The sequence below is a fragment of the Arthrobacter sp. GMC3 genome, from assembly GCF_002929305.1.
In the GTDB taxonomy this organism is placed as follows: Bacteria; Actinomycetota; Actinomycetes; order Actinomycetales; family Micrococcaceae; genus Specibacter.
In genome coordinates this window covers 51,709-69,188 of sequence record NZ_PJIO01000014.1, presented here as the reverse complement: position 1 = coordinate 69,188, position 17,480 = coordinate 51,709, and the positions used below count along the sequence as shown (strand labels likewise).

The following is a 17,480-nucleotide window of genomic DNA, read 5'->3' as shown; positions in this document are numbered from 1 at the left end:
AGAAGCCCCGGTCCACCTGGACCGGGGCTTCTTTAGAACTTCTCCCAACTAAATTGAGCCGAGATTCCCATGCCCCCGGCCATGCTGATCATCGCCAGGGCGGGCAGGCCGGGCTCGGCCCGGAGGCGGGCCTGGGACAATAACCGGACCACCGAGACAGCCCCCGACGCACCGTAAGGGTGCCCCAGAGCAAGCGCCCCGCCGTCGCGGTTGAAACAGTCAGGATCAAGACCTAGGAGGTCGGCCACCGCTAGGACCTGCGCAGCGAAGGCCTCATTGAACTCCACCAGCGCGTCGTTCGGGTTACCAAGCCCCGTGCGGGCCAGCAGTTTGCGTGAGGAGTGGGCGGCGCCCACACCCATGACATTGGGGTCGTTGCCAACGGTGGCGCTGTCGTGAAAAACCAGGCCATCCGGCGCAAAATCACGGGCTCGCGCCAGCGAGGTAACCAGCACCGCTGCGGCGCCGTCGCTGTCCTGGCAAGAGTTCCCGGCAGTGACGGTTCCTGCGCTGTGGAAGGCCGCCGGGAAGCGGGCCAGTAGTGCGGGCGTCAGTTTCCGGTGCAGACCGGCATCCTCGCTCAGGCCGCCCAAGGGCACCAGTTCCTGGACGAATCGGCCTGCCAGTGCGGCCGCCGATGCCCTGTGGTGGCTTTGAAGGGCGTAGGCGTCCTGGCGTTCCCGGCTGATGGAGTACAAGGTGGCGACGTTCTCGGCGGCAACACCGGCGTCGGGGTCCCCTGTCGCCAGCGGTGCGAACTGCGCCCTGTCAAAGAATTCCAGGGAGCCGTCGTCGCCTCGGTGGGCGCGGGCGGGCGCAGTGCTGATGCTCTCCACTCCCCCGGCAAGGTAGGTCTGCCCCGCCCCGGCCTGGATGAGGCGACACGCCAAGACAACGGCCTCAAGCCCCGAGCCGCACTGCCTGTCCACGGTCAGGCCAGGCACCTGCGCCGGGATTCCAGCCGTGAGCGCTGCCAGCCTTGCCACGTTGCCGCCTCCGCCTGTGGCATTGCCGAGGATCACGTCATCGACGGTATCAGCGGGGAGCCCGACGTCGGCCAGGACAGACCGCAGGACCGGCGCGGCCAGCTCGTGGGCACCTATTCCCCGGTAGGCCCCTCGAGCTTTGGCCGTGGGCAGCCTCTTGGCGGCGATGATGACGGGAATGGTGTCCGCGGTGCGGCCCAAGGGATCAGTGGATTCGTTGCGCACGAGTGCCCTCCTCCGCGATCCACTCACGCAAAAGGGACCGGCTGATCTTGCCGCCAGCACTCAGCGGCAACGCAAGGAGTGCAAAGTACTGGGTGGGCCGCTGGTGGGCTGGCAGGGCCGTGGCCCGTTGCCGGCAGGTACGAAGGAAATCGTCCAGGGGCACGGATCCTTCCACAAGCCCGGCCACCAGACGCTGCCCGCGGAGCGCGTCCGGGATGCCCGTGACCACAACGACTCCCTCCGCACTGTCCCCTGTGCCACCGCCCTCCAACGCCTGTTCCACCTGCTGCGGGTATACATTGTTGCCGCTGGTGATGACCATGTCCTGGGCCCGCCCCACCAGATGAAGCAGGCCCGCAGCGTCAAGGTACCCCTGGTCGTGAACCGTGAACCACTGACTGGACAGCGGTGCGGCAGCGAAGGCGTGGCCGTCATCGCCCCAGGCGTAGCCGTCGCAGACATAGGAGCTTCTGACGTAGATGCTGCCCGTCTCGCCGGGGCGGAGCACAACGCCAGCACGATCCATGACGGCAAGCTCGGCCCCGGGGAAGGCCCGGCCGGCGGAGGGCGCCTCCCAGAGCGCCCCGGCAGCGGAATCGCCCGCACCCGCAGACACCCTGCGTTGGGAATCCGCATTGCGGGTTGCGGCCACAAACCCCAGTTCTGAGGCGCCATAGTAGTGGTCAATCCGCGTGTTGGGAGCCCAACGGCGGGCCTGTTCCAGAATGGCCTCCGGAAGCGCGGATCCGGCACAGACAATGGAGGTCAGGGCGCCGGGGCCCTGACCTGTGTCCAGGCCCCGCCCAGCCAGCATCCCCAGTACCGAGGGGACCAGCACCAACCGGGTAACGGCGTCGCGCTTGATCGAGGCAAGTCCGGCGTCCGGGCTAAAGGAAGGCAAGCTGACGAACGTGGTGCCGGAGTGGATGGCCTCGGCCAAGGCGTAGAGGTTCATGCTGGCCGCCATGGGTCCCGGAGCCAGGGTGACAGTTTCCTCGGTAACCCCAAAATAGGCCACACTCTGCTCCAACGATTCCCGCCAGGATTCGCGTGAGCGGGTGAACGCCTTGGGTAGCCCGCTGGTACCAGAAGAAAACCCCAGGAGAAACGTGGACTCCGGCGGACCGTCAGCAACGCCGGAGCCGTTGGACGGGGGCAGGGCAGCGGCCCATGCTTGCGCCTGATCAGCGATGGACGCCCGCAACTCGGCTGGCCAAGTGGCATCCAGGACCGCGGCGATTCCGTGACCCCCAATCGCGGCGCAAAATTCAACGGCCAAATCCGGGCCGGCGGGCGCGTCGATGATCGTCACTGTGCAGTTCCCAGAGGCCAATGCCGCGGAGCGTTCGCGCAATTGCGCAAAAGTGAGCGATTGCTCTCCCACCACCACGGCGGCGCGGTCTGGGCGGGCTGTGGCCCAGTGCTGGAGTTGGTTGATGAACGGCATGGCTTTCATCGTAAACGTTTCAGCGAGGTCCCCGCGACGCAGAGCCGCCCAAGCGAAAAGAAATGCCTGCCCGGAAACCCTTGCGGGCTTACGGACAGGCATCAATTGGTGCTGACTTAGCTGGTGGCTAGATGTTGAAGCCCAGGGCCCGCATCTGGTCACGACCGTCGTCAGTGATCTTCTCCGGACCCCACGGCGGCATCCAGACCCAGTTGATCCGCCACTCGTCCACAATGGGCCCGAGGGAGTTCTCGACCTGTTCCTCGATGACGTCCTGCAGCGGGCAGGCCGCCGTGGTCAGGGTCATGTCAAGGAGCAAGGCGCCATCCTCGGCGTAGCGCAAGCCGTAGAGCAGGCCAAGGTCGACCACGTTGACGCCCAGTTCGGGGTCAATGACGTCCCGCAGCGCTTCCTCGATGTCTTCGAGGTCAGTCTGCGCACCCGCCGCAACGGGGCTTGATTCACTGATGTCAGTCATGATTCCTTCTTCACTTTTCGTCTTGAAAAGGGCTGTGGACTAGGCCGTTGCCGTTTCTTCGTCCAAGTAGCGGTCGTAGCCTTCGGCTTCCAGACGGTCGGCCAGTTCCGGGCCGCCCTGCTCGGCGATGTTGCCATCGACAAACACGTGCACGAAGTCAGGCTTGATGTAGCGCAGGATGCGCGTGTAGTGGGTGATGAGCATGGTGCCCAGGCCACCGGCGGCGATGGTGCGGTTGACACCCTCGGAGACAACCTTCAGTGCGTCAACGTCAAGGCCGGAGTCGGTCTCGTCAAGGATGGCGAACTTCGGGTTGAGCAGTTCCAGCTGAAGGATCTCGTGGCGCTTCTTTTCGCCGCCTGAGAAGCCTTCGTTGACGTTGCGCTCTGCGAACTCCGGCTCGATGCGCAGCTGCGCCATAGCGGCCTTGACGTCCTTGGTCCAGGTGCGCAGCTTGGGGGCTTCGCCGTCGATTGCCGTCTTGGCGGTGCGCAGGAAGTTCGTCATGGTCACGCCCGGGATTTCCACGGGGTACTGCATAGCTAGGAACAGGCCGGCGCGGGCGCGCTGGTCAACGCTCATGGCCAGGACGTCTTCGCCGTCGAGGGTGATGGAGCCGCTGTCCACGGTGTAGCGGGGGTGGCCGGCGATCGTGGAGGCCAGGGTGGACTTGCCGGAGCCGTTGGGGCCCATGATGGCGTGGGTTTCACCGGTGTTGATGGTCAGGCTGACACCCTTGAGGATCGCCTTGACGCCCTGCTCGGTGACGATGCTGACGTGCAGGTCCTTGATTTCCAGAGTAGACATACTCTATTTTCTCCTAAAAATTTGTGTGTGCGTGCGCCCGCTACTGCGGGCTGACGCCGTTAAGAATGTTGGTGACGTCCACATAGACGTCAGTGCCGTGAACGCTCAGGGCAAAGACGGGAACAGGCTCGAATGCGGGCAAGGTCAACGGTTCGCCTGTTGAAAGGTCGAACGAGCTGCCATGAGCCCAGCATTCGATGGTGCCGTCCTCCACGTCGCCCTCGCTCAGCGAAATCTCCGCATGGGAGCAGGTGTCGCCGATGGCGTGCAGTGCTCCGTAGGAGTCCCGCACGATCGCAATCGGGAAATCGTCAACTTCAACCAACAAGGCTGACTTCACCTGGACGTCATCGTCTTGGCAGACGACGACGCCGGCGGGCGTGGTGGAATCGGTCATTACAGTGAGCCTGCCGCCAGTTCACGTTCCACGGCGTCGCGCAGGCGCTCTTCCAGGGCCGGTACCTTGATGTGCTGGATGACCTCGTTGAGGAAACCGCGCACCACCAAACGGCGGGCCACATCTTCCTGGATGCCGCGAGCCTGCAGGTAGAACAGCTGCTCGTCGTCGAAGCGTCCGGTGGCACTTGCGTGTCCGGCGCCCTCGATCATGCCCGTCTCAATTTCAAGGTTCGGCACCGAGTCGGCGCGGGCCCCCTGGGTCAGGATCAGGTTGCGGTTCATCTCGTAGGTGTCGGTGCCCTCGGCCTGCTTGCGGATCAGCACATCGCCAATCCAGACAGCGTGTGCACCGTCGCCCTGCAAGGCGCCCTTGTACGTGACGCGGGACTTGCAGTTCTTCGTGGAGTGGTCGACGAACAGGCGCTGCTCCAGGTGCTGGCCGGCGTCGGCAAAGTACAGGCCGTACATTTCCACTTCGCCACCGGTTCCGGTGTAGCGGGCCGACGGCGTGGTGCGCAGCAGGTTGCCACCCAAATTGACGACGACGTGCTTGACCTTGGCGTCGCGTCCCACCGAGATGTGCTGGGCACTGGCGTGGACTGCGTCATCGTTCCAGTCCTGGATGCTGACAACTGTGAGGTTGGCACCGTCCTCGACGAGAATTTCAACGTTTTCACTCAACACGGCGGTGCCGCGGTGATCCAGGACCACCACGCCGGTGGCGAACTTCTTGGCGTGAACCATGATGTGCGCGGCTGCCGGGGTATCCCCGGCACCTGTCAGCGTCAAGGTGGTGACGTCCTCGCTGTTGCCGAGGTATTCCTCGGGCAGCGTGACAATGGTGGCTTCGGTGAAGTTTTCCCAGGCGGCAGCGGCCACACGGTCCTCGGGGATGCCAGCCTTACCGATGCGGGCGTCATCGCGGCCAACCGTCTCAACCGTGACGGCGTCAGGCTTGGTAACGTCCACGGCCGGTGCGGCGCCGGTGAGTTCCTGACCCTTGATGCCTACCCGGTCCAGGCCGCGAAGGCGCTTGAGCGGGGTGAAGCGCCAGTCCTCTTCGCGTCCTGTGATGGCCGGGAAGTCGGCCAGCTTGTAGGACGTCAGGCGGCCAGCGCGGGAGCTGTCGGGGATGCCGACGCCGCCGCCGTGGCTGTCGCCGCCATGGCTGTGTGCCTTGGCAGCGCTACCGCCCAGCGGGCCGGACTCGGGGTTGATTTCCGAAAGGCTCTCGCCTTCCTCCGTCATTCCCTTGATGAAACCCTGTGACCAAACTTTGTTATCTGTTGCTTGTTCTTGCGTGAGCTCGGTCATTTAGCCGACGGCCCCTTCCATCTGCAGTTCGATCAGGCGGTTCAGTTCCAGCGCGTATTCCATGGGCAGTTCCTTGGCGATCGGCTCGATGAAGCCGCGCACGATCATGGCCATGGCCTCGTCCTCGGGCATGCCGCGGGACTGCAAGTAGAACAACTGCTCCTCGCTGACCTTGGACACGGTTGCCTCGTGACCCATGGAGACGTCGTCTTCACGGACATCCACGTACGGGTACGTGTCAGAGCGGGAGATGTTGTCCACCAGGAGGGCGTCACAGCGCACGGTGTTGGCCGAGTGCGTGGCACCTTCACGGATCTGGACCAGGCCGCGGTAGGCCGCGCGTCCGCCACCGCGGGCAACGGACTTGGAGATGATGGAGGACTGCGTGTTCGGCGCAATGTGGACCATCTTGGATCCGGTGTCCTGGTGCTGGCCCTCGCCGGCAAAAGCCACCGACAGGGTCTCACCCTTGGCGTGCTCGCCCACAAGGTAGACGGCCGGGTACTTCATGGTGACCTTGGAGCCGATGTTGCCATCAACCCACTCCATGGTGGCGCCTTCGTGTGCAATGGCGCGCTTGGTCACCAGGTTGTAGACGTTGTTGGACCAGTTCTGGATGGTGGTGTAGCGAACGCGGGCGTTCTTCTTCACCACGATCTCCACGACGGCCGAGTGCAGGGAGTCCGAGGTGTAGATCGGCGCCGTGCAGCCTTCGATGTAGTGAACGTAGCTGCCTTCATCGGCGATGATGAGCGTGCGCTCAAACTGGCCCATGTTCTCGGTGTTGATGCGGAAGTACGCCTGCAGCGGGATGTCCACGTGCACGCCCGGGGGGACGTAAACGAACGAGCCACCGGACCAGACGGCAGTGTTCAGGGAGGCGAATTTGTTATCGCCCACTGGGATCATGGTGCCGAAGTACTCCTGGAAGATCTCAGGGTATTCGCGCAGCGCAGTGTCAGTGTCGGTGAAGATGACGCCCTGAGCTTCCAGGTCCTCGCGGATCTGGTGGTAGACAACCTCGGATTCGTACTGGGCGGTGACGCCACCCACCAAGCGGTTGCGCTCGGCTTCGGGGATGCCCAACTTCTCATACGTGTTGCGGATGTCCTCGGGAAGTTCTTCCCAAGTGCCAGCCTGCTTCTCCGTGGAGCGCACAAAGTACTTGATGTTATCGAAGTCAATGCCGGAGAGGTCCGCACCCCAGGTGGGCATGGGCTTACGGTCAAAGTACTTCAGACCCTTCAGACGCATGTCGAGCATCCACTGGGGCTCATTCTTTTTGGCGGAGATGTCGCGGACGACCTCTTCGCTCAGGCCGCGGCGGGCGTTGTCGCTTGTAGCGTTTTTGTCCGACCAGCCGAAGGCGTAGTTGCCTAGGCCCTCCAGTTCCGGGTTTCTTTCGAGGATATCGTGGTTAGTGGCATCTTCCACGTCACCATGCGCGCGTACATCCTGCGCTAGTTGATCCGTCATCACGGCCTTTCTTGCTGATGGTTGGAAATTCTTTTCGACGGGGAGGCAAGGCTCACGGGTGCGCTGATGCGCTTGCGAACCACCGCCCGTCCCGTAGGTACATGGGTGGTGCACACGTGTCCCCCACTTGCCAACGTGGAGAGCCTGCGCACGTCAACGCCAAGGAGTCGGGAAAAGACTTCAGTCTCGGCGTCGCAGAATGCGGGGAATTTGGTGGCCAGCTCCTGAATGGGGCAGTGCCCCTGGCAGAGCTGTTCTGCCGCCATGGTGGTGCCCGGATTCAAGGAATTGGAGGTCGCCACAAAACGGTCGGCATTCAAAGCGGAGGCAAGTGCCTTGGACCGTGCGGCAACGTCGGTTCCGGCCGCATCGACCAGCGGCTGGTACTTGACCTCCATTTTGGCAAAGCGACGTTCAGCGAATTTCACGACACCGTCTTCGCCGTTCACCTGAGCAATCTCAGTTAGCGCCAGGCTGGCAATTTCCAGATAGTCATCGCCGATTTCACTCTGACCCTGCTTGGAGACAACATAGCGGCGGGCCGGGCGTCCGGCCCCGGTCTTGGCGTTGCTGATGAGCTTTACCTCAATGACGCCCTGCCGAGACAGCGTATCTAGGTGGCGGCGGACCGCTGCGGGAGTCAGGCCCAGTAACGTGCCCATTTGGGCCGCACTGATGGGACCCTGCTCCAATACGGTAGTCAGGACACGATCGCGGGTGCGTTCATCCGGATCCAGACCAGCCGAATGCACCGATTGGACTTCACTCATTCAAAACACCTCCGCCTCATGGCTGAAAACGAGAACAATAAACAACACAAGTATGTGCTAATTGACTGAGAGTTTCCAGTAAGGTGAGGCTACCCACCTAGCGCTGGCGCCCTGGCCGGCGTCGACCCTTAATCTCGCGAGCTACTACGTCCGGTAGAATAGTGCGGTGACACAATCTCCCACCCCCGCCCTAGACATCGTCGGGCTTGTCAAGGACGTCGGTCCCATCACGGCCCTTGATGGGCGCATGAAGCGGATCATTTCCAATATCAGTTTGCAGGCGCACTTTGGTGCTGTGACCGCTTTGCTCGGCGCCAACGGGGCCGGCAAAACGACAACCATCGAATGCGCCCAGGGCCTGCAACGGCGTACGGGCGGTTCCATTTCTTTGCTGGGGCAGGACCCCGAGAATGCCGACGCCACACTACGCGCCCGCGTTGGTGTCATGCTGCAGGACGGCGGTCTCCCCCCTGCCGCCCGCCCCCTAGCCTTGCTACGCCATGTGGCGAGCCTGTACGAGAACCCGCTGAGCGTCGATGCCCTGGCGGAGCGCCTTGGCATCGGGGAGTTCTCCAACACCACTATTCGCCGGCTTTCAGGTGGCCAAAAGCAGCGCGTGGCCCTTGCCGCCAGCCTGCTGGGTAACCCGGAGGTGGTTTTCCTTGACGAGCCTAGTGCCGGCCTTGACCCACAGTCCCGCATCATGGTTTTTGAGCTGATCCGCGAACTCCGCGACGCCGGCAAGGCCATTGTGCTCACCACCCACCTGCTCGATGACGCCCAACGGCTCGCCGACTACGTTTACATCGTCAACAAGGGCGAGTCAGTTACCGAGGGCACCGTTCCGGAGCTGCTGCGCCAGTCGACGGCGACGGCGGCCCACCGGGTCATGACGTTCGAGGCTCGGCCCGGCCTGGACACCTCCAGTTTGCAACGCGCCGGTGTGCTCTGCGAAGAGACCAGGCCCGGAAGCTACCGCATGGGCGGATCCCTGGAGGCCGACGATCTTGGCCGCTTCGGTCAGTGGTGCAGTTCCGGCTCAATCATGCCGACGTCAGTTAATCTTGCCTCGCAGTCGCTAGAAGATGTTTTCCTGGCGATCGCCGAATCCCTCGACACGGAGATCTCATGAGCACGCTGTTCGGGGGCGCCCCCGTGGGGCGCCCCGCATCCCTGAGTCGCCGCGTGTTCAACCAGGGCAAATATGAAGCCTCCACCATGTTGCGCAACGGTGAGCAACTGGTACTCATGATCGTGATGCCGCTGCTGGGGCTTATTGCCCTCGCAGTGACGCCGATTCTCGATGGCATGGGTGATTCCCGCATCAACATCGCCACCCCGGGAATTCTCGCCCTGTGCGCCCTGTCCACGGCCTTTACTGGCCAGGGCATCGCCACCGGATTTGACCGCCGCTATGGGGTGCTGCGTTTCCTCTCCACCACTCCCCTGGGCAGGACAGGTCTGATCGCGGGGAAGGTGATCGCGGTGCTGGCGGCGCTGGCCATCCAGGTGGTGGTCATCTCCACGGTTGCGGCCTTCCTTGGCTGGCGTCCGGAAGTTGGCGGCGTGCTTCTGGGCATCCCGTTGCTGATTCTCGGGGCCATCACCTTTACGGCGCTGGGCCTGCTGATAGCCGGGACGGTGCGCCCTGAGGCCACCCTGGCCATCACCAATCTCGGCTGGATCCTCTTTGCCGCCCTGGGCGGCATCGTCTTGCCGGCGGACAAGTTTTCCCCCACCATGGCCGCAATTGTCGACTGGCTGCCCTCCGGGGCGCTGGGTACGCTGATGCGGGCGGCCCTGCTCGAGGGTCGTGTGGATGTTTTTGCAATTGTCATCTTGCTGGCGTGGGCCGTTGCCGGTTCAGTGGCGGCAATCAAATGGTTTAAGTGGAACTGAAAGACGTGAACGACGTGAGTCAAAACAGCACCACCAAGCGGTCCTTTACAAATCGCCTACCCACCACCATCACCCCGGCACTGCGGCGATTGTCCATGGCGTCGCTCATTGGCCAGGGTGTCCTGATTGTTTCCGGCGGCGTGGTGCGTCTTACCGGCTCGGGCCTGGGCTGCCCCACCTGGCCCAAGTGCACCGCCGAGTCCCTGACGAACACCCCCGCCATGGGTATTCACGGTCTCATCGAGTTCGGCAACCGGACCCTGACGTTCCTGCTGGCAGCGGTGGCCCTGGCCATGCTGGTGATGCTGTGGAACCTCCGCAAGGAACGCAAGGACCTGTTCTGGCTGGCCTTTGGCCTGCTGGCCAGTATTCCCGCCCAGGCTGTCATTGGCGGCATCACGGTGTTGTCGGGCCTGAACCCATATGTGGTGAGCCTGCACTTCCTGGTGTCCGCGGCCCTGGTGGTGGTCTCCATGCTGCTGGTCAACCGCACCTATGGCCGCACCGGCATGAGCGCACCAAGAGACGCGGTGCGCCCCTCCAAGGTTGTCCGTTGGCTGAGCATTGCTGCGGCCGTGTGCACCTACCTTGCTGTCATCTTGGGCACGCTTGTTACCGGCGCCGGCCCGCACTCAGGTGATTCATCCTCTCCCCGGATCGAGCTTGACGGCTACCTTGTCACCCGCATCCACGCGACACCCGTCTACGTTCTGGTGGCTGTTTCACTAATCTTGCTCGTGCTGTTGTGGCGTCGTGGCGACATCTTGCGCCACGCGGCAATCCTGCTCGTCCTTGGCGTGCTGGCCCAGGGCGCCATCGGCTATTGGCAGTACTTCAACGGCGTGCCTGCAGTGTTGGTGGGCCTGCACATGCTCGGTTCCTCGTTCATGCTGGCCGTGGGCACCAACGTCATGGATCTGGCGTTGCGCCGCGGCAAGTACTCCGTCGGCTCCCGAGGTGCCGAGGGCGCACATACAGCGCCAATCCCACACGGGTAGTCGCAGCAACTGCGCACTCAAAACTGGAAGCCTGACCCCATAGACGACTCCGCTCCGTACCTTTTCGACAAAGGTGCGGAGCGGTCGTCGTTAAGGATCGGTCCCTCACTCGCCGAGTGTGCAGCTAATGCGACTATCCCGCCCGCAACTCGCGTTACGTGCGCACTGACCGCCGGAAGTCCGGGCACCGTGGCCGACTTTGGGGAAAGCGAAACGGCACCCACCCGAAAAGGGTGGGTGCCGTCGTCGTACCCGAAGGTAAAGAACTAGCCCATCAGCGCGGAGCCAACGAAGGGATCAATGGCCAGGGAAAGGAACACCAACGTCAGGTAGGTAATGGAGGCGTGGAAGACCTTCATGGCGTTCTTCTTGGTGACTAGATCCTTCTTGGAGTTGCTGTAGAGCGTGTGCGCCTCGTACAGGAACCAGGCCCCGGCGCCGGCGGTGACAACCGTGTAGACGATTCCGGCTCCACCAAGTGGGATCATCAACAGCGAGCAAGCCACCATGGCCCAGGTGTACAGGACCACCTGGACGGCCACCGTCCGTGAACCGGCGACGGCGCCGAGCATGGGTACGTTGACGGCGTTGTAGTCGTCGCTGTAGCGCATGGACAGGGGCCAGTAGTGCGGCGGAGTCCACAGGAAGATGATCAGGAACAAGATCACGGCGGGCCACTGAACGGTGTTTGTCACCGCAGACCAGGCAATCAGTACCGGCATGCAACCGGCCGTCCCGCCCCACACAATGTTCTGCGTGGTGCGGCGCTTGAGGATCATCGAGTACACCACCACGTACAAGAAGATGGCGCCAACACCGAGGAGGCCCGTGAGCGGGTTGATGCTCCACAGAATGACGATGGACAGCACGGCCAGCACCCACGAAAACACGAGGGCTTCACGCGGGGTGATGACCCCGGTGACCAGGGGACGCTTGGAGGTGCGGTTCATGATCTTGTCGATGTCGCGGTCAATGTAGCAATTGAACGCACCCGATGCGCCGGCGGCCAAAGCACCACCCACCATGGTGGCAACCATGAGCCACAGGCTGGGCACGCCTCCCCTGCCTGAGAAACCCTGGGCGTAAAACATGGTGGGCAAGGTGGTCACCAAAAGCAGTTCCACGACGCGCGGTTTTGTCAGGGCAAGGTACCCCTTGGCCTTTTCGGAGAAACTCACCGGTGTTTTCGGGGAGGATCCGGCGATCGGAGTATGCGTTGCACTCACGTGTAATGTCACCATGTTTTCATCGTTGGTTCACAGCTGGATTCAAAGTTCCCGGCTGCCGGTTTTGCACGGAATGCTTGGGGATCTCACTGGTGCCGCAAAAGGGCGCAGGGGACCGGAGCAAACCTCTAAATATCATACCCCGACGGGCGATGGAAGAGCGGAAATTGTGGTGCATGCCAAGATTTTCCGGGAGTTATACGAAAAAGTGCCAGCCCCCGTCCACTGCTTGTCGGTTTATGACCGACAGCGGCGGGCCCCTATGGAACGCATCACCAGTGGTGGGACTAAGCTATCCAGAGAAGAATGTTTCAACGCGCAGCGGTGCACGTACTTTTTGCGAGTTCGCCTTGGGCCCCTGCGGTCTTCCCGAACCGGCATGAGCAACACGCCGCGCGCGTTTTTTACGCCTGCACCTAACGAGAGGGACTATGTAAATGTCACATCTGGATTCGACAACATTTACCTGGACGGCAAACGATCAGCGAGCAGTGGATACTGCCCGCGTGTTGGCCGCTGACGCTGTAGAAAAAGTGGGCAATGGACACCCCGGCACCGCCATGTCCTTGGCACCGGCGGCTTACCTGCTCTTTCAAAAAGTCATGCGCATCGACCCGAAGAATCCGCATTGGATTGGCCGCGACCGCTTCATCCTCTCCCCCGGTCACACCTCGCTGACCCTTTACACGCAGCTTTTCCTCTCCGGTTACGGACTGGAACTTAGCGATCTTGAAGCCCTGCGCACCTGGGGTTCACTGACTCCGGGCCACCCCGAGTACAAGCACACTGCCGGCGTGGAAATCACCACCGGTCCCCTGGGCCAGGGCCTGGCCTCCGCCGTGGGCTTCGCCTACTCCCAGCGCCGCATGCGCGGACTGATGGACCCCGACGCCGCACCCGGCACCAGCCCGTTCGACCACACTGTGTGGGTTATTGCCTCCGACGGCGACATGCAAGAAGGTGTGACAAGCGAAGCTTCGTCGCTGGCCGGCCACCAGGAACTGGGCAACATGGTGGTGGTGTACGACTCCAACCACATCTCCATTGAAGATGACACCAACATCGCCTACTCCGAAGATGTACTCAAGCGCTACGAAGCTTACGGCTGGCACGTGCAGCGCGTGGACTGGACCAAGACCGGCGAATACGTTGAGGACGTGGCTGAACTGCACGCCGCCCTCGCCGCGGCCAAGGCCGAGACCACCAAGCCGTCACTGATCTCCCTGCGCACCATCATTGGCTTCCCGTCCCCGAAGAAGCAGAACACCGGCGCCATCCACGGCTCAGCCCTTGGTGCCGCAGAAGTTGCAGCGCTGAAGACCGAACTCGGCTTTGACCCCGAGAAGAGCTTCGACGTTGAGCCTGCCGTTTTGGATCATGCCCGCCAACTCGTTGCCCGTGGCGCAGCCGCCCACGAGGAATGGAACGCAGGCTTCAACGCCTGGAAGTCGGCCAACCCGGACCGTGCCGCCCTGTTGGAGCGCATTGAGAACAAGGAACTCCCCGAAGGCTGGGAAAGCAACCTCCCGGTCTTCCCCGCGGGCAAGGATGTCTCCACCCGTGTAGCCTCCGGCAACGTCCTGAACGGCATCGGCGATGTCTTGCCCGAGCTGTGGGGCGGTTCCTGTGACCTGGCCGGTTCAAACAACACCACCATCGAAGGCTCCGGCTCGTTTGTGCCCGCCTCGAAGCAGACCGACACCTGGTCCGGTGGCCCCTACGGCCGTGTCCTGCACTTCGGTATCCGTGAGCACGCAGCGGCCTCGATTGTGAATGGTATCCACCTGGGCGGACCCACCCGCGCCTTCTCCGGTACGTTCTTGATCTTCAGCGACTACCAGCGCCCGGCCATTCGCCTCAGTGCTTTGATGGGCGTGCCTTCCATCTACGTGTGGACCCACGATTCCATCGGCTTGGGCGAGGACGGCCCCACCCACCAGCCGGTTGAGCAGCTCTCCAGCCTGCGCGCCATTCCGGGCCTTGACGTGGTTCGCCCCGGCGACGCCAACGAGGTGGCCGCATCCTGGAAGAAGATCCTGGAAACCACCGACAACCCGGCCGGCATTGTGCTGACCCGTCAGAACATTCCCACCTACGCCCGTGGCACCGGTGTGGCCACGGCCACCGAATTCGGTTCCGCCGACGGCGTAGCTAAGGGTGGGTATGTCCTGGCCGAGGCAGTTGCCAACGGCGCAGTGGTCACCCCGGCTGTCATCTTGATCGCCACCGGTTCCGAGGTGCAGCTGGCCATGGAGGCCCGCGAGGCCTTGGCAGCGGACGGCATTGCGGCCCGTGTTGTTTCCATGCCGTGTGTCGAGTGGTTCCACGCGCAGCCGGCCGAGTACCGCGAGCAGGTTCTGCCCGCAGCCGTCAAGGCGCGCGTCTCCGTTGAGGCCGGACTGGCCCTGGGCTGGCGCGAGTTTGTTGGCGACGCCGGCCGTTCAATCTCCCTGGAGCACTTCGGCGCCTCCGCCGACTACAAGCGCCTGTTCCAGGAGTTTGGCATCACCACCGAGGCCGTCACCGCCGCGGCCAAGGACTCACTGGCCGCCGCCCAGGGCTAAGCCGCACCTCTCTAACGTATTCACTGCGGGCCGGCCCGGTCCGGCCCGCAGGGAATACAACACCTCACCTGCAGTGCTGAAGAATGCAGGCCCTTAATTTCAAGGAAAGAAGCAAAAATGACTAACGCAACCCCCACCGCAGAACTTTCCGCCGCTGGAGTTTCCATCTGGCTTGACGACCTTTCCCGCGCCCGTCTGGTGACCGGCAGCCTGCAAAAGCTCATCGATGAGAAGAACGTTGTTGGCGTCACCACCAACCCCAGCATCTTCGAGGCCGCCATCACTTCCGGTGATGACTACAAGGCTGAGCTGGCCACCTATTCTGCCGCCGGCATCAATGCCGAGGACGCCGTCTTCGAAATCACCACCGCCGACGTCGCCGCCGGCTGCGATCTTTTCGCCGGCATTGCCGCTGCAACCAAGGGTGTCGATGGGCGCGTGTCCATCGAGGTTGATCCCCGCAAGGCATGGGACACCGAGGGCACCATCGCCGAGGCCAAGCGTCTCTACGCCAAGGTAGATAAGAAGAACGTCTACATCAAGATCCCGGCAACACTTGAGGGCCTCGAGGCCATCACGGCAACACTTGCAGAGGGCATCAGCGTCAATGTCACCCTCATCTTCTCCCTTGACCGCTACCGCGCCGTCATGAACGCCTTCATCAGCGGCCTGGAGCAGGCCAAGGCAAACGGCCACAATCTGGCCGACATCCACTCGGTTGCCTCCTTCTTCGTCTCCCGTGTCGACCTGGAAATCGACAAGCGCCTTGACGCCCTTGGCACGGACGAGGCCAAGGCACTGAAGGGTAAGGCCGGCCTGGCCAACGCCCGTCTGGCCTACGAAGCCTTCGAAGGTGTCTTCTCCTCCGAGCGTTGGGCACTGCTGGCCGACGCCGGCGCACTCCCCCAGCGCCCCCTCTGGGCTTCCACCGGTGTCAAGAACCCCGACTACCCGGACACCATGTATGTCACCGGCCTTGCCGCTGCCAACGTGGTCAACACCATGCCGGAAAAGACCCTTGACGCCACCTTCGACCACGGCGTGGTCACCGGCGACACCATCACCGGCACGTACGAGGCATCCAACGCCCTGCTGAACCAGCTTGAGGGCTTGGGCATTTCCTACAACGACGTGGTCAACTTGCTCGAAACCGAGGGCTTGGACAAGTTCGTGGCTAGCTGGAAGGACCTCCTGAACCATGTTCAGGACGCCCTGGACGCTGCCGGCAAGGAAGCGTAATCCCATGACTTCACTGGCATTTGCTGCCACTGGCGCAGCCCAAGCCGCGGGAGCGGCCCACCTTGAGCCGTTGGTTGCCGAGCAGGTTGCCTCCCGGATCTTCGCCAAGGACGCCACTTTGTGGGGCGCCGAGGCGGAGGCCGAGTCGGCCATCCGCTTGGGCTGGGTCGAGGCTCCCGAGGTGTCCGCTGCGCTGGTAGCCGACATCACTGCCCTGCGCGCGGACCTTTTGGCAGAGGGCGTGAACCATATTGTCCTGTGCGGCATGGGCGGTTCCTCACTGGCACCTGAGGTCATCACCGCCACGGCGGGCGTTGAACTCACTGTCTTGGACAGTACGGAGCCTGGCCAGGTTCGTGCGGCAATTTCGGACCGTTTGGCTACCACGGCCATCGTGGTTTCCTCCAAGTCGGGTTCCACACTGGAAACCGACTCTCAGCGCCGCATCTTCGAGCAGGAGTTCACTGCTGCCGGGATCGACGCCAAGTCCCGCATCGTGATCGTCACCGATCCCGGTTCTCCCTTGGATGTTTCCGCACGCGAGGCCGGTTACCGCAAGGTCTTCAACGCCGATCCGCATGTGGGCGGGCGTTACTCCGGCCTGACAGCCTTCGGTCTGGTTCCCTCGGGTCTGGCCGGCGTCGATGTTCAGGCGCTGCTGGATTCGGCCGAGGAGGCTGGGGAGTTCCTGCGCGAGGACGACGTCGACAACATTGGCCTGCGCCTTGGCGCAGCCTTGGGTGGCACCTCGCCGTTGCGCAACAAGGTTGTCATTGTTGATGACGGTTCCGGCATTGTTGGCTTCGCCGACTGGGCCGAACAGCTCATCGCCGAATCCACCGGCAAGCTGGGCACCGGAGTCCTGCCGGTCGTGGCCGAGTCAGGCTCGCCGGAGGTCACCGGCGGTGCCACAGACGTCCTAGTGGTGCGGCTGGTCGCCGGGGACGCCGACGTCGAACTTGGCGAGAATGAAGTCAGCATTGCCGGGGATCTTGGCGCGCAGATGATGGTGTGGGAATTCGCCACCGCCGTTGCCGGACGCCTGCTGGGCATCAACCCCTTCGACCAGCCCGACGTGGAAGCGGCCAAGTCCGCAGCCCGCGGGCTGCTCGATGCAACACCGGCACCCACACCGGCACTGTTCACCGATGGTGCCATTGAGGTTCGCTGCGCCAACGACGACGACGCCTGGCTTGCTGGCGCGTCAACCGTCGGACAGGCCCTGGCAGCGCTGGCCGCCACTTTGCCCGCTGACGGCTACCTCAGCGTGCAGGCGTACCTGGACAGGCTGGCCAACGCCTCCTTGTCAGTGGTCAGGGACCAGCTTGCCGCCGTTACGGCACGGCCCGTCACCTTCGGTTGGGGCCCGCGCTTCTTGCACTCCACCGGCCAGTTCCACAAGGGCGGCCCCGCCATCGGGGTGTTCTTGCAGGTAACTGGTGACGCCGCAGCCGACCTGGCCATTCCGGAGCGCCCCTTCTCGTTTGGTGAGCTCATTGCCGCCCAGGCGGCCGGGGACGCACAGGTTTTGGCCGATCATGGTCGTCCAGTGCTGCGACTGCACCTGACCGATATCCCTGCCGGTGTTGAACAATTGAAAACTGTGGTGGCTGCGCTAGCCGGCCAGCACACCGACGCATAAGGCTCCTAGA

The 17,480-nt window shown here is 63.0% G+C and carries 15 protein-coding genes; 6 read left to right on the top strand and 9 right to left on the bottom strand.

All coding sequences use genetic code 11. From position 1 onward, the window contains the following. Window positions 1-32 precede the first annotated feature (32 nt). The 8 genes from CXQ94_RS18175 to CXQ94_RS18140 form a co-directional block, all read right to left on the bottom strand. Window positions 33-1,211 carry a thiolase family protein gene (locus CXQ94_RS18175; protein WP_258067207.1) on the bottom strand — a complete coding sequence of 393 codons (1,179 nt, stop codon included), beginning with the start codon at window positions 1,209-1,211 and terminating at the stop codon, window positions 33-35. Next, window positions 1,192-2,658: a class I adenylate-forming enzyme family protein gene (locus CXQ94_RS18170; protein WP_181034294.1), complete on the bottom strand. Its 1,467-nt coding sequence runs from the start codon at window positions 2,656-2,658 to the stop codon at window positions 1,192-1,194. Before CXQ94_RS18170 ends, CXQ94_RS18175 begins: the two co-directional genes overlap by 20 nt. A 127-nt stretch (window positions 2,659-2,785) precedes the next feature. Further along, window positions 2,786-3,136: a metal-sulfur cluster assembly factor gene (locus tag CXQ94_RS18165; RefSeq protein ID WP_104092001.1), complete on the bottom strand. Its 351-nt coding sequence runs from the start codon at window positions 3,134-3,136 to the stop codon at window positions 2,786-2,788. 39 nt (window positions 3,137-3,175) lie between these two features. After that, window positions 3,176-3,943: a Fe-S cluster assembly ATPase SufC gene (sufC, locus tag CXQ94_RS18160; RefSeq protein WP_104092000.1), complete on the bottom strand. Its 768-nt coding sequence runs from the start codon at window positions 3,941-3,943 to the stop codon at window positions 3,176-3,178. Between the two features lie 40 nt (window positions 3,944-3,983). Then, entirely contained in the window at window positions 3,984-4,340 is a 357-nt protein-coding gene (locus CXQ94_RS18155; RefSeq protein ID WP_104091999.1) for a non-heme iron oxygenase ferredoxin subunit, read from the bottom strand. Further along, window positions 4,340-5,656 (bottom strand): Fe-S cluster assembly protein SufD, encoded by a 1,317-nt coding sequence (gene sufD / locus CXQ94_RS18150; RefSeq protein WP_104091998.1) that lies wholly within the window; start codon window positions 5,654-5,656, stop codon window positions 4,340-4,342. The genes CXQ94_RS18155 and sufD overlap by 1 nt, the downstream gene beginning before the upstream one ends. Continuing rightward, window positions 5,657-7,132 (bottom strand): Fe-S cluster assembly protein SufB, encoded by a 1,476-nt coding sequence (gene sufB / locus CXQ94_RS18145; protein ID WP_104091997.1) that lies wholly within the window; start codon window positions 7,130-7,132, stop codon window positions 5,657-5,659. After that, on the bottom strand, window positions 7,132-7,902 hold the full coding sequence (locus tag CXQ94_RS18140) for a metalloregulator ArsR/SmtB family transcription factor (protein ID WP_104091996.1): 771 nt from the start codon (window positions 7,900-7,902) through the stop codon (window positions 7,132-7,134). The genes sufB and CXQ94_RS18140 overlap by 1 nt, the downstream gene beginning before the upstream one ends. Before the next feature lie 166 nt (window positions 7,903-8,068). Between CXQ94_RS18140 and CXQ94_RS18135 the strand changes: the two genes are divergently transcribed. The 3 genes from CXQ94_RS18135 to CXQ94_RS18125 all read left to right on the top strand — a co-directional run bounded on the left by CXQ94_RS18135 (window position 8,069) and on the right by CXQ94_RS18125 (window position 10,799). After that, the gene (locus tag CXQ94_RS18135; RefSeq protein WP_258067206.1) at window positions 8,069-9,034 is read left to right on the top strand and encodes an ABC transporter ATP-binding protein; all 966 of its coding nucleotides are present in this window, start codon (window positions 8,069-8,071) and stop codon (window positions 9,032-9,034) included. Then, complete coding sequence (locus tag CXQ94_RS18130) at window positions 9,031-9,801, top strand: ABC transporter permease (RefSeq protein WP_104091995.1); 771 nt, start codon at window positions 9,031-9,033, stop codon at window positions 9,799-9,801. The genes CXQ94_RS18135 and CXQ94_RS18130 overlap by 4 nt, the downstream gene beginning before the upstream one ends. A gap of 95 nt (window positions 9,802-9,896) precedes the next feature. Next, complete coding sequence (locus CXQ94_RS18125) at window positions 9,897-10,799, top strand: heme A synthase (protein ID WP_104092028.1); 903 nt, start codon at window positions 9,897-9,899, stop codon at window positions 10,797-10,799. 266 nt (window positions 10,800-11,065) lie between these two features. Here the strand turns inward: CXQ94_RS18125 and CXQ94_RS18120 are convergent, their stop codons facing one another. Next, a complete protein-coding gene (locus CXQ94_RS18120) occupies window positions 11,066-12,037 on the bottom strand; it encodes a heme o synthase (protein WP_258067217.1) in 972 nt (323 codons plus the stop codon). 425 nt (window positions 12,038-12,462) lie between these two features. Between CXQ94_RS18120 and tkt the strand changes: the two genes are divergently transcribed. From tkt to CXQ94_RS18105, 3 genes are all read left to right on the top strand, one after another. Further along, complete coding sequence (tkt, locus tag CXQ94_RS18115) at window positions 12,463-14,589, top strand: transketolase (RefSeq protein ID WP_104091993.1); 2,127 nt, start codon at window positions 12,463-12,465, stop codon at window positions 14,587-14,589. A 117-nt stretch (window positions 14,590-14,706) separates the two neighbouring features. Next, window positions 14,707-15,828: a transaldolase gene (gene tal / locus CXQ94_RS18110; RefSeq protein ID WP_104091992.1), complete on the top strand. Its 1,122-nt coding sequence runs from the start codon at window positions 14,707-14,709 to the stop codon at window positions 15,826-15,828. Between the two features lie 4 nt (window positions 15,829-15,832). Further along, on the top strand, window positions 15,833-17,470 hold the full coding sequence (locus CXQ94_RS18105) for a glucose-6-phosphate isomerase (protein ID WP_104091991.1): 1,638 nt from the start codon (window positions 15,833-15,835) through the stop codon (window positions 17,468-17,470). The last annotated feature ends 10 nt before the right edge of the window (window positions 17,471-17,480 follow it).

Excerpts from the sequence above, each read along its gene's own strand:
- CXQ94_RS18170 (WP_181034294.1), bottom strand. The coding sequence starts at position 2,658 with ATGCCGTTCATCAACCAACTCCAGCACTGGGCCACAGCCCGCCCAGAC.
- CXQ94_RS18165 (WP_104092001.1), bottom strand. The coding sequence starts at position 3,136 with ATGACTGACATCAGTGAATCAAGCCCCGTTGCGGCGGGTGCGCAGACT.
- sufC (WP_104092000.1), bottom strand. The coding sequence starts at position 3,943 with ATGTCTACTCTGGAAATCAAGGACCTGCACGTCAGCATCGTCACCGAG.
- CXQ94_RS18155 (WP_104091999.1), bottom strand. The coding sequence starts at position 4,340 with ATGACCGATTCCACCACGCCCGCCGGCGTCGTCGTCTGCCAAGACGAT.
- sufD (WP_104091998.1), bottom strand. The coding sequence starts at position 5,656 with ATGACCGAGCTCACGCAAGAACAAGCAACAGATAACAAAGTTTGGTCA.
- sufB (WP_104091997.1), bottom strand. The coding sequence starts at position 7,132 with ATGACGGATCAACTAGCGCAGGATGTACGCGCGCATGGTGACGTGGAA.
- CXQ94_RS18140 (WP_104091996.1), bottom strand. The coding sequence starts at position 7,902 with ATGAGTGAAGTCCAATCGGTGCATTCGGCTGGTCTGGATCCGGATGAA.
- CXQ94_RS18130 (WP_104091995.1), top strand. The coding sequence starts at position 9,031 with ATGAGCACGCTGTTCGGGGGCGCCCCCGTGGGGCGCCCCGCATCCCTG.
- CXQ94_RS18125 (WP_104092028.1), top strand. The coding sequence starts at position 9,897 with ATGGCGTCGCTCATTGGCCAGGGTGTCCTGATTGTTTCCGGCGGCGTG.
- tkt (WP_104091993.1), top strand. The coding sequence starts at position 12,463 with ATGTCACATCTGGATTCGACAACATTTACCTGGACGGCAAACGATCAG.
- tal (WP_104091992.1), top strand. The coding sequence starts at position 14,707 with ATGACTAACGCAACCCCCACCGCAGAACTTTCCGCCGCTGGAGTTTCC.
- CXQ94_RS18105 (WP_104091991.1), top strand. The coding sequence starts at position 15,833 with ATGACTTCACTGGCATTTGCTGCCACTGGCGCAGCCCAAGCCGCGGGA.